Annotated in this window: 16 protein-coding genes and 1 riboswitch; of the genes, 9 read left to right on the top strand and 7 right to left on the bottom strand. The window is 31.3% G+C overall.

The genetic code is table 11. From position 1 onward, the window contains the following. Positions 1 to 81 precede the first annotated feature (81 nt). Entirely contained in the window at positions 82 to 615 is a 534-nt protein-coding gene (locus M2651_RS04485; protein ID WP_252131143.1) for a GNAT family N-acetyltransferase, read from the top strand. 194 nt (positions 616 to 809) lie between these two features. Here the strand turns inward: M2651_RS04485 and M2651_RS04480 are convergent, their stop codons facing one another. Continuing rightward, positions 810 to 1,595 carry a protein-glutamine gamma-glutamyltransferase gene (locus M2651_RS04480; RefSeq protein WP_252131142.1) on the bottom strand — a complete coding sequence of 262 codons (786 nt, stop codon included), beginning with the start codon at positions 1,593 to 1,595 and terminating at the stop codon, positions 810 to 812. Positions 1,596 to 1,766: 171 nt separating this feature from the next. Here M2651_RS04480 and M2651_RS04475 point away from each other — a divergent pair, with 171 nt between their 5' ends. From M2651_RS04475 to M2651_RS04440, 8 genes are all read left to right on the top strand, one after another. Beyond that, positions 1,767 to 2,123 (top strand): phage holin family protein, encoded by a 357-nt coding sequence (locus tag M2651_RS04475; RefSeq protein ID WP_252131141.1) that lies wholly within the window; start codon positions 1,767 to 1,769, stop codon positions 2,121 to 2,123. A 235-nt stretch (positions 2,124 to 2,358) separates the two neighbouring features. Further along, positions 2,359 to 2,751, top strand: a complete 393-nt coding sequence (locus M2651_RS04470; RefSeq protein WP_252131206.1) for a (deoxy)nucleoside triphosphate pyrophosphohydrolase — start codon at positions 2,359 to 2,361, stop codon at positions 2,749 to 2,751. Between the two features lie 69 nt (positions 2,752 to 2,820). Beyond that, positions 2,821 to 3,249: a hypothetical protein gene (locus M2651_RS04465; protein ID WP_252131140.1), complete on the top strand. Its 429-nt coding sequence runs from the start codon at positions 2,821 to 2,823 to the stop codon at positions 3,247 to 3,249. A 94-nt stretch (positions 3,250 to 3,343) separates the two neighbouring features. After that, a riboswitch (TPP riboswitch) is annotated at positions 3,344 to 3,451 on the top strand. 114 nt (positions 3,452 to 3,565) lie between these two features. Then, entirely contained in the window at positions 3,566 to 4,408 is an 843-nt protein-coding gene (gene thiD / locus M2651_RS04460) for a bifunctional hydroxymethylpyrimidine kinase/phosphomethylpyrimidine kinase (RefSeq protein WP_286207934.1), read from the top strand. A 54-nt stretch (positions 4,409 to 4,462) separates the two neighbouring features. After that, positions 4,463 to 5,281 carry a hydroxyethylthiazole kinase gene (thiM, locus tag M2651_RS04455; RefSeq protein WP_252131139.1) on the top strand — a complete coding sequence of 273 codons (819 nt, stop codon included), beginning with the start codon at positions 4,463 to 4,465 and terminating at the stop codon, positions 5,279 to 5,281. Further along, on the top strand, positions 5,265 to 5,876 hold the full coding sequence (thiE, locus tag M2651_RS04450; RefSeq protein WP_252131138.1) for a thiamine phosphate synthase: 612 nt from the start codon (positions 5,265 to 5,267) through the stop codon (positions 5,874 to 5,876). Before thiM ends, thiE begins: the two co-directional genes overlap by 17 nt. A gap of 167 nt (positions 5,877 to 6,043) precedes the next feature. After that, positions 6,044 to 7,831 carry a penicillin-binding transpeptidase domain-containing protein gene (locus tag M2651_RS04445; RefSeq protein ID WP_252131137.1) on the top strand — a complete coding sequence of 596 codons (1,788 nt, stop codon included), beginning with the start codon at positions 6,044 to 6,046 and terminating at the stop codon, positions 7,829 to 7,831. Positions 7,832 to 8,031: 200 nt separating this feature from the next. Beyond that, on the top strand, positions 8,032 to 9,426 hold the full coding sequence (locus M2651_RS04440; RefSeq protein WP_252131136.1) for a L,D-transpeptidase family protein: 1,395 nt from the start codon (positions 8,032 to 8,034) through the stop codon (positions 9,424 to 9,426). Between the two features lie 94 nt (positions 9,427 to 9,520). Here M2651_RS04440 and M2651_RS04435 read toward each other — a convergent pair whose 3' ends face one another. From M2651_RS04435 to M2651_RS04410, 6 genes are all read right to left on the bottom strand, one after another. Beyond that, complete coding sequence (locus M2651_RS04435; RefSeq protein WP_252131135.1) at positions 9,521 to 10,369, bottom strand: fumarylacetoacetate hydrolase family protein; 849 nt, start codon at positions 10,367 to 10,369, stop codon at positions 9,521 to 9,523. A 63-nt stretch (positions 10,370 to 10,432) separates the two neighbouring features. Next, a complete protein-coding gene (locus tag M2651_RS04430; protein WP_252131134.1) occupies positions 10,433 to 12,445 on the bottom strand; it encodes a PAS domain S-box protein in 2,013 nt (670 codons plus the stop codon). Between the two features lie 171 nt (positions 12,446 to 12,616). Continuing rightward, positions 12,617 to 13,006: an aspartate 1-decarboxylase gene (gene panD, locus M2651_RS04425; protein ID WP_252131133.1), complete on the bottom strand. Its 390-nt coding sequence runs from the start codon at positions 13,004 to 13,006 to the stop codon at positions 12,617 to 12,619. A 15-nt stretch (positions 13,007 to 13,021) separates the two neighbouring features. Then, positions 13,022 to 13,867 carry a pantoate--beta-alanine ligase gene (panC, locus tag M2651_RS04420; protein ID WP_252131132.1) on the bottom strand — a complete coding sequence of 282 codons (846 nt, stop codon included), beginning with the start codon at positions 13,865 to 13,867 and terminating at the stop codon, positions 13,022 to 13,024. A gap of 16 nt (positions 13,868 to 13,883) precedes the next feature. Then, entirely contained in the window at positions 13,884 to 14,711 is an 828-nt protein-coding gene (gene panB, locus M2651_RS04415) for a 3-methyl-2-oxobutanoate hydroxymethyltransferase (RefSeq protein ID WP_252131131.1), read from the bottom strand. A 30-nt stretch (positions 14,712 to 14,741) separates the two neighbouring features. After that, positions 14,742 to 15,611 carry a Rossmann-like and DUF2520 domain-containing protein gene (locus M2651_RS04410; protein ID WP_252131130.1) on the bottom strand — a complete coding sequence of 290 codons (870 nt, stop codon included), beginning with the start codon at positions 15,609 to 15,611 and terminating at the stop codon, positions 14,742 to 14,744. Between the last annotated feature and the right edge of the window lie 92 nt (positions 15,612 to 15,703).

Here is a 15,703-nt window from a genome sequence, read left to right as displayed (position 1 = left end):
TTTCATTAATATTTCAGCCTTTTGAAAGTTATAGAACTTGTCTTTTTTTATTGCAAAAAATATTGAATTGGGGGTAGATCGATGGACAAAATGACCTTTGTGGTTAGACGTGCTGTAGAGGAAGATATTCCTCAAATAAAAGAAGTGGCAAAGGAAGCTTTTAGCTTGTATGCAGAGAATGCAGGAATAGCATCAATTGTTGGTACACTTGAAGAAACGTATGAAGGGTTAAAAACTGAAATTGAAACTAAATTAGTGTTGGTAGCTGTTTTAGATGATACAGTTGTTGGAAGCGTAAGAGTTGAAATTAAGCCTGATAAGACTGCTTACTTAAGCAGATTTGGTGTTAAGAAAGACTATCAAAATAATGGTATAGGAAAAATATTAATGAATGCAGTAGATAATGCAATGGAAGAATTGGGTGTTACAAATTTATACCTGCATACCGCATCTAGAATGTTGTCACTAGTTAAATTTTATTATGGACGAGGATTTTATATTGAATCAACCACTAAGGATCGAGGGTATATTAGAGCCTTGTTATGTAAGGAATATAAAACCGAGATTGCTCATGAAACATTAAATAACTGCTATGAAAATCTTGCAGTAGTTTAATGATTATAAATAGATTAATGTAATTACTTTAGGTATGAGACTTAAAGGAGTGAATTTTTATTTTAATAACAGATATGTATTAGAGAGTCTATAAGCTTACTATAAAAAGCGGCTTATAGATTCTTTTTTAGTTTATGAAAAAAACTTTTTTGTTGTGGTTATGTTTTCCTCAAAATTAGAAGTATGAGAGGTATTTATAAATTCCACTCATAACGCATTTTTTCAAGATAATTATAGTATAAAGCTGCTAAATATTTAAAGTTGGGGTATCCTGTTATATCCATGAGAAAAGCTGAAGTTACTGAGTCTTTTTTTCTATGCTTATTTAAGGTTTTAATCATATCTTCAGCGCTCTTTATGCCTATACCATGTCCGTAGTAGGTACCATCTCCCAAATCTATAACATTCTCACCACGCCATTCAGGTGTTTCAGGGTTGAAATCAGGGTTTGAAAAGTATCTGTAATCCCCAGGCAAATAGTCCGCCTTGTTTTTATAAACTAAAATATCAAGGTCATCGTCAAGATAGTGCCAGCTTATAAGAAAAATTTTCTGGAAGGTCTCATTAAAAAGTTCATCTGGATAAATTTCCAGAATAGCTTTATAGTAAATGATAACCATGGCGGTAGCACATTCAGTTCCATATTTTGAGCTGTTTTTAAAAATATCATTTATTGCATCAGAAGTTTTTACGCTTTCTTTTTGCAAAAATCCTCCGTTTTCTGTACGTTCCCAATACTCATTATTGCAGAAAGAATCCTCAAAAGTTTTAAATTTAAAATCACTTTTATAGAGAGTTTTAGCTGTATTAATAATATTAATTCTCATATTAATTTCAAATTTTAGTTCATTAAGGGAACTATATTTATAAATCTCACTGCTGGAAGATAATATATTTATTATTTTAACTTCAATACTGTCTTTTGGAAATTCATTTGCTATAGTGCTGCCATCAATAACCTTACCTAAAATTTTAATCACTAATACTCCTCCTGATAGAGTAATTAAAAGTATATAATACTTATAATATTATTAAATTATTTTAAGTGTTACTATTTAACAATGTTAAAAATTGTAAAAAAATTAATACATAAGATTTGTTTTTAATTACAATAATATAAATACAATGCTATATACAAAGGAGGTCTTTATATGGAAAATAGAAGTAAAGGTTTTGGTATAGGACATATGATTGTAAGAATAGTTGTTTCAGCAGTAGTGCTTGCTATAGTGGCTTTTTTAACACCGGGTTTTACAATTAGTGGTATTTGGCCGCTTCTTTTAGCTGCTATAGTTATAGGTGTGATAGATTATTTAATAGAAAAAATTACAGGTTTTGATGCTAGTCCTTTTGGAAGAGGTATTATAGGTTTTATAGTATCAGCAGCTATTATTTATTTTACTGGTTATATAGTTTCAGGATTTAGTATAAGTATAGGAAGCGCAATAATAGCTGCAGTAATAATTGGAGTAATTAATATAATTCTTCCAGGAAGAGCAGTACTTTAATAAAAGATTTAAATATAATAAGTATTTAAGAGGAAATAGCCTTATAAAGCATGGATAAGGCTGTTTCTTTTTTTATTTTCATTTATATAAACATAGGATAAAGAATTGAGATATATCCTTATAATATTATTTTCTAATTGTGTGATATAATGGAGTAAACATTAAAAGTGTAAAGGGATATTTTCCATATCATATTTTTTAATTTTAAGCTGTTAATACAAAGGAGGCATTTATGTTGAAAAAAAGAATAAAAGTAGTAGGTGCTATAATACAGAATGAAAATAATGAGGTGCTTTGTGCTCTTCGTTCACCCAATATGAGTATTCCTAATATGTGGGAGTTTCCAGGCGGAAAAGTTGAGGAAGGAGAAGAACTTTCAGAGGCTGTAGTTAGGGAGATAAAAGAAGAACTTAATTGTGATGTAGAATGTTTAGATGTGTTTAATGATAATACTCATGAATATGATAATTTTATTGTAAACTTAATTACCATAAAGTGCAGGATAATAAAAGGTACTCCAATATCTAGCGAACATTCTAAGCTTATCTGGCTTAGAAAAGACTGCTTAGAATCATTAGTATGGGCTCCAGCAGATATTCCAGCAGTCAGGCAGCTAGTTAATGAGTAAAAATAATGGATATGTCCAAGTAATAGGGAAAAAATAAATATAAAAAAGAATATAATTGGAGTTGAGAAAATGTACGTATTATTTGGAAATAATGTTGTAGATAGCAATGAAATGAAAGTAAAAATAGAGGCAAACTCAGAGTTCAAAGTAGTGAAGGATATGAGCAAGGGATCCAAAAGAGAGGATATTTTAGCTTATAATTTAAGTATAGGTATAGATATATTAAAGGATATTTTGGAAGATGGCGACGACATAAATGAGTTAGGTGATGCCGAACTTACAGAAGATGACCTTTTTGATGAGTACTTAACATTAGCAGAAGAATTAGCAACAGAGCTTGAGGAAGTTGTCCCAGAAGGTGCTATGATTGATATAAGAGCTTATAAATGGGATAAATCAGATAATGATATAAAGCTGGTTGTAGCTATAGCTCACGAAGAATTAGGAGAAAGCAAACTTAAAAATGTTATGAAAACACTATTAAAGCAAGTTGAATAATTTAGTATTTTAATTGATTATATAGAAGGTAAACCTATTATACCAGGTATTGTAACAAAATAAATTCTATGGTATTATAAATACAAAAATATAATAATATGCACAGGGGAGCTGGTTGTTCTAGCTGAGAGTAAGAAAGAAATTCTTTGACCCTTAACCTGATCTGGGTAATGCCAGCGTAGGTAGTTGTTTATGAAGATGTCATTATTAAACACAAGTCTACGGATTTGTGTTTTTTGTTTCAATTCATAAAAGTCTATTGCTTTGCTTTTATTTGCTAGTCCAATCCTTGTCTCCTGAAAGAAGGAGGTAAATCATGAAAACAAAAAAACTTATTTATTCTGCTCTTACTATAGCTGGTTCAGACAGCTGCGGTGGTGCTGGTATTCAGGCAGATTTGAAAAGCTTCAGTGCTCATGGGGTATATGGTATGAGTGTTATAACTGCTGTAACTGCACAGAATACTCAAGGTGTTTTTGCTGTACAAGATATTACACCTGAATTAATAGCACAGCAGATTGACGCAATATTTAGTGATATAGAAGTACATGCAGTTAAAATAGGAATGGTTTCAAAGATTGCTTCAATTGAAGCCATCAGTAAAAAACTGCAGCAATATAGTCCTAAGAATGTAGTACTAGACCCTGTTATGATTTCAAAGAGCGGATATTCTCTGCTTCAGCCTGAAGCAAAAACTGCACTAATAGAAAAACTGCTTCCACTTGCAGATGTGTTGACTCCTAATATTCCAGAAGCCGAAGCTATACTTGAAGAAAAGTATAAGAAGAAATTTAATATTACAAACGTAGATGAAATGGTTCTAGCAGCAAAAGAGATACATAAGCTTGGAGCAAAATATGTTTTAATAAAAGGCGGGCATCTTGAAGGAAAAGCTGTAGATGTATTATATGATGGAAAAAGTACAAGTTTTTTAGAAACTGAAAGAATAAATACTAAGAATACTCATGGTACAGGATGTACCTTGTCCTCTTCTATAGCAGCTAATCTTGCTCTTGGTTTTTCTGTTGTTGAAAGTGTTAAAAGATCAAAAGAATATATAACAACAGCTATAGAACAATCTCTTGAAATAGGAAAAGGTGTTGGCCCTACAAATCATTTTTACACATTATATAAAAAGGCAGGATTGAATTTTGATTAACGTGGAAAATAAAATTTAATATAATTTCATATAATTACTTGGAGGTTTGCAAAAATGGAAATTAAAGAAAAATACAGAGAACTTATATGCAGAGTAAGGGATAGAAAACCGCTCATTCACCATATAACAAATTATGTAACAGTAAATGATTGTGCCAATATAGTTCTTGCTTTAGGAGGGTCTCCAGTAATGGCTGATGCTTCTGAAGAAGTAGAAGATATGGTTTCTATAGCAGCTGCACTTGTTATAAATATTGGAACATTAAATAGTACTAAAGTGGAAGCTATGATAAAAGCTGGGAAAAAGGCAAATGAGCTGGGAGTACCTGTGATTTTGGACCCTGTAGGAGTTGGAGCTACTCCTTACAGGAAAGAAACTGCTTTAAAGCTTTTAAAAGAGGTTAAATTTTCAGTCATAAGAGGAAACTTAGCAGAAATTAAAACTCTTTGCGGAATGAATGCTCTTTCAAAGGGAGTGGATTCTGAAGAAGCTATATCAGAAGATGCTAAGATAATTGCAAAAGACCTTGCAGCAAAGCTGAACTCCGTAATTGTAATATCAGGTGCAGTAGATTATATATCTGACGGTATAAAAATAATAAGTGTAAGAAATGGACACAGAATGCTTACAGACGTAACAGGAACAGGCTGTATGAGTACATCTTTAATCGGTACTTACTGCGGAGTTACTAAGGATTATTTTGCTGCAGCATCTGCAGGTATTATTACAATGGGCATAGCTGGAGAAATGGCATTTGAAAGGCTCAGTGATATTCAAGGAAGCGGCAGTTTTAAAGTAAATATAATAGATGCAATTTACAAAATTTCTTACAGTGATTTAAATGAGAGAGGTAATTATGCAGAAGAATGTTGATTACAGCCTCTATCTTGTAACAGATAGAGAGGTTTTAAAAGGAAGAGATTTATGTCATGCAGTTGAGCAGGCTATACAAGGCGGAGTTACAATAGTACAGCTTAGGGAAAAATATGTATCTTCCCTTGAGTTTTATAAAACAGCTTTAGAGGTAAAAAACATTACAGATAAATATAATGTACCTTTAATAATAAACGACAGGCTTGATATAGCAATTGCTGTAGATGCTCACGGAGTACACCTTGGACAATCTGATATTCCTTGCAAGGTTGCAAGAAAAATATTAGGAGACAGAAAAATAGTAGGTATATCAACAGCAACTGTTGAGGAAGCAATAGCTGCTGAGAAAGAAGGAGCAGATTATATTGGTGTAGGTGCAATGTATTCAACCCAAACTAAAACGGATACCCGCTTTGTAACTATTGAAACTCTCGCTAAGATAAAGCAAAATATAAATATACCTGTAGTAGCAATAGGGGGTATAAATGAAAATAATTTTAAGCCACTAAAAAATACAGGAATAGATGGATTGGCTATAGTATCTGCTATACTCGGCAGGGAGAATATAAAAGAAGCAGCACAAAGTTTTAGATAAGGTATAAGGTGACGTTTTCTTTGGCACATGGAATGTGTCAGATGAAACGTCGTTTTTTTATAAGAAAGAGTTATAATAAATATTATAATGAAACAGAATTTATTTTATCAATTTGCATAAATTTGTGGTAATATTAAATTAAACAGAAAATTAGGCTGGTGAGTGAGTTGAAGAGAAAAAAGTTTAAAGTTAGAAGGCTTTCAATTATTAGAATAATATTTTCCGTTGCTTTTTTGATGCTTTTAGGCAGGCTAGCATACATATCAATCGCTAAAGGTGCTGAATATAAGCAAATGGCAATAAATCAGTGGAAAAAAACTATAGAAATAGCTCCAAAGAGAGGGAGTATTTTAGATAGAAACGGTTCAGAGCTTGCAGTAAGTGTACAAGTTTATAGAGTTGATGCTGATTTAATGGTATTAAAAAAATATTTAGCAACTAAGAAAATTTCTGAGGATCAGGCTACTTATGAGCTGGCAAAGGCTCTTAATATGGATAAAAGCAAGGTTGAAAAAATATTAGACAGTAAGGATGAAGAAGGAAAGCCTCTTCAATTTGTTTCATTAAAAAGACAAGTTGAGAAGAAGTTTGCAGATGCTGTTAAAGAATTAAAATATAATGGTTTAATTATTTCACAGGATGAAACTAGAATATATCCAAATGGTAGTTTTCTTGCTCATGTTATTGGACATGCTAACTGGGAGGGAAATGGAATTAACGGAGTAGAGCAGGTTTATAATGAGGAGCTGAAAGGTACTCCTGGCCTGAAGGTGCTTGAAACAGACAGAGCAAATAATGAACTGCCTACTACTGATTCTCTTTTAGTTCAGCCTGTTAATGGAAAGAATTTAGTTTTAACAATTGATACACGAATTCAAATGCTGGCTGAGAGAGTAGCTAATGAAACCTTGAAAGAAAACAATGCAAAATCAGTAAGTATTACAATTATGGATCCAAATAGCGGTGAGATTTTGGCTATGGTTAATACCCCAGCTTATGATCTTAATAAGCCTAATGGAGCTGGTAAAACAAATGAAGAAATACAGGAAGCTTGGAAGAATGGAGCGGTAAGTGATGTATTTGAACCTGGTTCTATTTTTAAGGTAATAACTGCTGCAGCAGGTCTTCAAACTAATTCTGTTACTTCTGAGGACCGCTTTAACAGCACAGGAAGCATTAAGGTTGCCAATGAAACTTTAAAAAACGACAAAATGGAAGCTAATGGTATTTTAGATTTAGCAGGAATAATAAAGCATTCAGATAATGTTGGCTTTATTCAGCTTGGGCAGAAGATAGGCAAGGAAAAACTCTATGAATTTGTAACTAATGTTGGTTTTGGTAAGAAAACCGGAATTGATTTGCCTGGAGAAAGTATTGGGATTATAAGGGCATTAAAAGATATTGGACCTGTTGAGTTTGCTACAATGTCTTACGGACAAGGTGTTGCAGTTACTCAAGTTCAGTATCTTGCAGCTTTTAATGCAGTTGCTAATGGTGGTACTTGGATAAGACCTCATGTTATGAAAGAAATTTTTCATACTGAGGATGATAAAAAAATAATTGATAGAAAGTATGAAAGTTTAGATGAGAAAAATATAATGAGCAAAGAAAAGGCAGCAGAACTAAGAGGTTATTTAGAAGAAGTTGTTAAAAAAGGAACTGCAACAGCTACTTATATGGAAGGTTATCACATAGCTGGAAAAACTGGAACTGCAAACAAGGTTAATACTGAAACCGGCAAATATGAAAAGGGAAAGTATGTATCATCTTTTGCAGGCATGGCTCCAGTTAATAATCCTAAAGTAACTTTAATAGTTACAGTTAAAGAACCCAGCCCTGATAAATACTATGCTTCTCAAACAGCAGTTCCAGCGGCACAAAAGCTGTTTTCGGAATTATTTACAATACTAAATATAGAACCAGATACTGTTTCTGAAAGTAAAAGCAGTAATTAAAAAAATGCTGTGAAGCTTAAAAGCTTCACAGCATTTTTTTATTTTAATTGTTTTAATATTTAATATTGCAACATAAAATTAAGTGTGGGTTTTAAATAAGCAATAGAGAGATAAAAAAACAACTTTTAAGTCTAATATTTGTTTAATTTAAAGGGGTGGGTATTACGGAAAAGTTTAGTAAAAAACAACTGAAAGAGTTAATGGAGAAACTGAAAGAAAAGCTGAATCAACATAAGAAAATAACTATAGGTATAACAAGTTTTCTTAGCATTCTGCTTGTTATATACTTTGGAATGTCAGCATATTTTATAAACCATTTTTATTTCGGTTCAGAAATAAATGGTATAAATGTTTCGGGTAAATCTGTGGAGAAAGTTAATGAACTAATGGCTGAAAAGCTGCAGGCCTATACTTTAAACTTAAAGGAACGAGGAGGCAAGAATGAACAGATAAGGGCAGATGAAATTGGTTTAAAGTATAATACAGGTGGTGATTTTAGAATTTTTAAAGATAGACAGAAACCTTTTAAGTGGATTTCAGCAATTTTAAATCCGGATGAATATAAAATGATGGAAGGTGTTGACTATGATAAGGAATTATTAGCACAAAGAATAGATAAGCTGGATTGTTTTGACATAAGGAATATAGTTGAACCTGAAAATGCGGGATTTGAGTATTCTAAAGGCAGCTATGTCATTGTAGATGAAGTGCAGGGAAACAAGGTCGATAAAAATATTTTGTATAAGCATGTATCCGATGCAATACTTAATGAAGAAACTACATTAGATTTGGAAGGAATAGATTGTTATATTAAACCTCAATATACTTCTAAATCTCAAAAAATAATAGATGTTAAAGATACGCTTAATAAATATGTATCTTCAAAAATTACTTATAACTTTGGTGAGCGAAAGGAAATATTAGATGCTTCAATTATAAATATGTGGCTTTCAGTTGATGAGAATTATGTAATCACTTTTGATGAGAAGAAAGTAAGGGAATATGTAGATACACTTTCAAATAACTATAATACAGTTGGTAAGAAAAGAAACTTTAATACAACATCAGGAAAGATAATAAGTATTGGCGGGGGCGATTATGGCTTTATAATTAATAAAGATAAAGAAACGCAGGCTATCATCTCAGCAGTAAAAGAGGGGCAAACTTTAACAAAGGAACCAGCCTATATTCAAACTGCATTATGTCAAAACAGCAATGATATTGGAAATACTTATGTAGAAATTAATCTATCAAGCCAGCATTTGTGGTTTTATAAAAATGGTTCCTTAGTAGTACAGGGGGATATAGTTTCAGGCAATGTAAGTGCTGGACATACAACACCTTCAGGGGTTTATAGGCTGAAATATAAACAAAGAAATGCGATTTTAAAGGGACCAGATTATGAAGCAGCTGTATCTTATTGGATGCCTTTTAATGGAGGTATAGGTATTCATGACGCCAGTTGGAGAAGCAGGTTTGGAGGAAATATATATAGAACTAATGGTTCTCATGGCTGCATAAATTCACCAAACTATCTGGCAAAGACAATATTTCAAAATATTGATCCCGGTACTCCTGTTGTTTGTTATTATTGAAGTTATTATTGTTATTATAGAAGGCTCCTAGAAAAAGAGCCTTCTAATGTTTTTTATATTAAAAAGTATTAAGATTATGATGCTATATAAGTTTTTATACGGCCTTAACTATGTTAATTAAGCTTCCTATTCCCTCAACATAACATTCAACTATATCTCCATCTTTTAAAAACTTTGATGGATTAAAGCCAAAGCCGACACCGCTTGGAGTTCCTGTAGCAATTATATCTCCTGGTTTTAGAGTAAAGCCTTTTGATAGGTCACTTATCATATAAGGTATATCAAAAATAAATTTGCTTGTGTTTGAATTTTGTCTTACCTCTCCGTTTACGCTGCATTTAATGTCTAACTCAATAGGGAAAGGAAGCTTGCTTTTATGAACTATGCAGGGTCCCATAGGGCAAAATGTATCAAGACTTTTAGCTTTGAACCATTGTTTATGTCTAAGCTGAAGATCTCTGGCAGATACATCATTTATAATAGTGTATCCAAAGATATAGTGTTCAGCTTCATCAGGCTTTATATTAACTCCTTCTTTTCCTATAATAACAGCCAGCTCAACCTCGTAGTCCACTTGGTTTGTTACCTCGGGAAAAAACTTAATATAGTCATTAGTTCCTATAACAGCATCTGCTGATTTAGTAAAATATATTGGGTCATCTGGAATAAATTTATCAGAAATTTTAGTTGCCCCAAGCTCTTTTGCATGGTCTTCGTAGTTTTTACCAAGGCATAATATATTTCTTCTTGGACGTGGAATAGGTGCAAGAAGTTTTACTTCATTTAAGGGAATATAACCTAAAAAGTTTTCTTTAAAAACATCCTCACTAAAATTCTCAATTAAGTCAATCATTGAAGTAAACTCAGTTAAGGGCATAACGCCCTGTTCAGTTAAAATTCCAACGCATTCTTTGTTTTCATAAGAATATGTAATAAATTTCACAATACAGCCCGCCTTTTTATAATAAATTTTAAAAGTTAAAATATTAACATTCATCCATATATTTTAATATTTTACACAATTTCTTCCTGAAGATTTTGCCTCATACATCATCATATCTGCTTTATTGACTATTGTATCAACTGTATCTCCTTTGCAGTAAGTACTTATTCCAAAACTTGCTGTTACTTTATCAACACCAGGAACATTCATGTTGCTTATACTTTCTCTAAGTTTCTCTGCTAAAAAAACGGCATTTTTAGTATTTGTATCTAAAAGTAAAATTACAAACTCTTCTCCGCCCCAACGTGCTAAAATATCTATTTTCCTGATTCTGTTTTTAATAACATTTACCAAGCTTTTTAAAACTAAATCTCCAGTATTATGGCCATATCTGTCATTAATACTTTTAAAATGATCTATATCAAGCATTATAATAGAAAATTTACTTCCATTTCTTTCAGCTCTTTCTATTTCCTCTTCAACCTTTTGTGTAAAATATCTTCTATTGTAACTTTGTGTAAGGGAATCAGTTACAGATAAATTTCTTAATTCTTCTTCCATTTTTTTCTTTTCACTTATATCATCTATAATTAGCTGTGCACCACTAATAATATGTTTTTCAACTAAAGGTTTAACATGAACTCTAAGCCACACTTTTTTTTTCCATATAGTTTCATATTTCATTTCATAAATGTCAATTTTATTTTCTTTTAAACAAGTTTTAAGTTTTTCAGAAAAACCATAAGCAACTAATGAGGGAGCTTTAAGCAGATTTACCTTTTTTGTTTCTAAAGCACTTGGTGAACCAAGTATTTGCAATGCTTTTTCATTAACATATATAATATTTCCTTCTGCATCACATTTTAAAATACCAATAGGGGCTTCCTCTGCTAATTCTAAATACTGCTTACGGCTGTTTTCCAATTCTTCCTGCGCCTGTTTACGTTCGCTTATATCTCTTATAATTCCAACAGCATACCAGCTGTTTCTTGTTTTTAATTCTGAAAGGGAAATTTCTATATCAAATTCATACCCTTTTTTATTTATTCCCTTCATTTCAATTGTTTTTCCTAAATTATTTTGCTGCTGATTTATTTCAAAATTATTAAAAGCTTTAGTATAAACTTCATAAAGACGGTCATCTGGAAAAAGTAATTTACTCAAATCTTTACCTAATATTTCTTCTTTTTTGTAACCAAAAATTTTTTCTGCAGCAGGATTCCAAAAAGTTAATTTTCCCTGGGCATCAAACATAATTATACCGTCTTGAACTGAATCCATTAAAGCACTTAAAGTCATTTCTTTTTCTTCAAGTTCATTTCTTATCTTTAAAGATTCAGTCAGGTCAACAACAAAAGCCATACATAGCTTTTCACCTTCATAATCAAAAAGATAAAGATTTACTTCAACTGGATAAGTAGTTCCATCTTTTCTTCTGAATAATGTGTTATAAATAATCTGTTCTTGTTCTCCATTTAATAAAGATAAAATTATTTTATTAAAACTTTCCAGATTAAATCTAGCACAAATATCAAGAAAAGTGTTATTTTTTAGTTCATGAGATGAGTATCCCAGATTTTTTCTTGCAACTTTATTAACTGCAACAAATTTTAATGAATGTGGGTGAAAAACATAATACTCATCAAGTGAATTTTCAAAAAGCTTTTGAAACATTTTTGAGTAAATATTAGCTTCATGAAGTTTTATTGCCATATTTACTGTAGATAATATTGCTGCATTATCTGTTCCTTTTATTATAAAGCCGTAAGCATTTACTTCTTTAATTTGCTGAATAATCTTATCTGATGTATTAGCAGTAAGAAATACTACGGGTATGTCACGCATTTTTATTATTTTTCTTGCAGCTTCAATGCCGTTCATTTCTCCAGCCAGTTCAATATCCATTAAAATTAAATCCAAGGGCACACCTTTGTGTACTTTTTGCACTGCTTCTTCACCTTTAGTGACACTTTCAGTTTGATAACCATTTTCAGCGAGAAGTTCTGTAAGCACAACAGAAGTGAATTTACTATCTTCCACAATCAAAATTCTTTTTTTAAAGAATAAGTTCTCCATACTTATCACCTAAAAACCCTTTTACATAAGTAATATAAACTAATATATATTATACATGATTACATATCAACAGTATATACACCTTAACATAATAGTAAAAATATTTTTAAAAAAGCAATTTAAAAGATGATTTGAACTATACACAGAAAATTTCGGTTTTCATTTAAATTTTTATTGAGGTATAAGCTTTCCGTGTTTTTCATAATCAGCTATCTGATTTATTGAATTATCTTCATTAACAAATACTACTGTTGGTTTGTGCTCCTTAGCTTCCTGTGGAGTCATTTCACAGTATGCCATTATTATTATTAAATCTTCTTTTTGAGCACAGCGGGCTGCAGCACCATTAAGACATATTACTCCGCTTCCTGCTTCACCTGCTATAGCGTAGGTTTCAAATCTTTCTCCATTATTTATATTCACTATGGCTACTTTTTCATATTCCATAATACCAGAGGCATCAAGTAATTTTTTATCTATAGTAATGCTTCCAACATAATTAAGTTCTGCCTGAGTTACTTTAGCTCTGTGTATTTTCGACTTAAGCATTGTAATTACCATGAATAAACCTCCTTGTTAAACAGTAAAAGTAAAATTATCTATAAGTCTTGTTTTGCCTATAAATACAGCAATAGCTACTAAAATATCAGTATTAATATTAGAAACAGGTTTTAAAGATAAACTGTCAACTATTTCTACATAATCAATTTTTGCCATTGGTTCACTAGTTAATTTATTTATTATTATTTCTTTTATTTTTAAGGCATCTCGTTCACCATTATTAAGTGCAGCCTTAGCTTCTTGAAGGCTTTTAGATAAAATAAGAGCAGCCTTTCTTTCTTCAGGGTTTAAATAAGTATTTCTGGAACTTTTAGCAAGGCCGTCATTTTCTCTAATAATAGGGCAGGCGATAACTTCAACAGGCATATCTAAATCTCGTACCATCCTTTTAATAACAGCTAGTTGCTGAGCATCTTTTTCGCCAAAGTAAGCTTTATCCGGCTGAACAATATTAAAAAGTTTTGTAACTACTGTACATACACCTTTAAAGTGACCTGGTCTTTTAGAACCGCAAAGTCCTTCAGTTAAGCCATCTACATCTACATATGAAGAAAAATTAACAGGGTACATTTCTTCATGAGAAGGATTGAAAATTAAATGTCCTCCATATTGCTTAACCATTTTACTGTCTCTTTCCATATCTCTTGGATATTTTTCAAAATCTTCATTTGGTCCAAATTGAATAGGATTAACAAAAATACTAACTACTACTTTATCATTTTCTTCTCTGGCTTTTTTAATAAGAGAACCATGACCTTCATGAAGATAGCCCATTGTAGGAACAAAGCCTATTGAAAAACCTTGGTTTCTCCATTTTTTAATTTCTGCTCTTAAATCCTTTATGTTATAAATAATATTCATAATTACAAATGCCTCCTTAATAAAGCTTATTTAAAGTAGTTTCATCTATTTTAAATTCATATTCTTCTGAGGGAAATATGCTTTTTTGTACTTCGCTTATATAATTTTTAATAGCATTTTTAATTATACTATCTGTATCAGCGTACTGTTTAACAAACTTTGGCTTAAAATCAGAGAACATTCCAAGCATGTCCTGATAAACTAATATTTGTCCGTCGCAATATTTTCCAGCTCCAATACCTATTGTAGGAATACTTATTTCAGAAGTAATTATTTCTGACAGCTTTGCTGGTATACATTCTAATACTATTGCAAAAGCTCCAGCAGCTTCGATTATTTTAGCATCCTCAATTAGCTTTTTAGCGGCATCAGCATCTCTTCCCTGAACTTTAAAACCGCCAAATGTATTAATTGATTGAGGAGTCAATCCAAGATGTCCCATTACAGGAATTGAGCAATTTACAATTGCTCTTATTTGCTCAGCAACCTGAGCACCGCCTTCAAGTTTTACAGCATGGGCTCTTCCTTCTTTTATTAGTCTTCCAGCATTAAATACTGCATCATATACAGATGTCTGATAGGACATAAAAGGCATATCAGCTACTATTAGAGCATTTTTTACTCCTCTTGAGACAGCTTTAGTATGGTGTATCATGTCTTCCATAGTTACACTTAATGTATCTTCATAACCTAAACAAACCATTCCAAGAGAATCACCTACTAATATTGCATTAACGCCGGCTTCGTCAATAAGTTTTGCCATAGAGTAATCATAGGCTGTAAGCATAGTTAATTTTTTACCGCTGTTTTTCCATTCTTTAAATGTTACAATTGTATTTTTCATTTATTTTCCTCCCAGCTTCCATATAAAAAATTATTTAATTTGATAATTTCCCAAAAAATTTTCAATGTTAAAATAGCATTTATTTTTATTTTTTTCTCTGGCAATTGAAATAAGTTCCTTAGAAAGCTCTGAATATACTATTTCATGCTCATTAGGCATTGAGAGAATATGTTTTTGTATAGTTGTTATATCACCACGTTCAATAGGGCCTGTTAAAGCATTTGTTATACCAAATTTAACAGCATTTTCTATGTTATTTTTAATTAGTGGATATAATGCATTAAGAGCCTCATTTTCACTAAAACCATAATTTTTTAAATAATTACAGCTTCTATTTAAAAGTGCAAGAAATAAATTGCTTACAGTAACTGATGCAAGATGATACAAACTTTTATCTTTGCTTTCTATTTGTATTATTTTAATTCCAATAGAAGAAAATAAATTAGTCATATAATTTAGAAATTTACTATGACCTTCAATTGTAAAAAAAGCATCCTCCAAGTATTTATAACTTTCTTTTTTTTGGGAAATTGGAAACATTGGATGGAATGAATAAGAATATGCACCTAAATCATCTATGTCAGAAAAAATATGAGAAGAAAGACATCCGCTTGTGTGGCAGATAATTTTATCTTTTAATGAATAGCATTTTAACTTAGAATATACATTTAAAATTTCATCGTCAGGTACAGTAATAAAAATAATAGAACTTTCTGTTATTAAATCCTCAATTCTCTCAAAATGCTTTGTTTTTGTGAAAACTGAAGCTTCTTTAGAGGAAGATAAATTTCTGCTATAATAACCACATACATCTAATCCTTTCTCTTTGAAAAATTTCCCAAGAGAAAAGCCTGCTTTACCAGCACCAATAAAACTAATTTTTATAAAAATCACCCCCATATGGAAGTGTACCAGCAATGAAATGTTAAATTGACATAAATAATATGGTGCAGCTCAAAATGATGCCACCCATAAAAAAATTATCATAAATA

This window comes from Clostridium caldaquaticum, assembly GCF_023806125.1.
Taxonomy (GTDB): Bacteria; Bacillota; Clostridia; order Clostridiales; family Clostridiaceae; genus Clostridium_AT; species Clostridium_AT caldaquaticum.
This window is presented reverse-complemented; position numbering and strand designations above follow the sequence as displayed.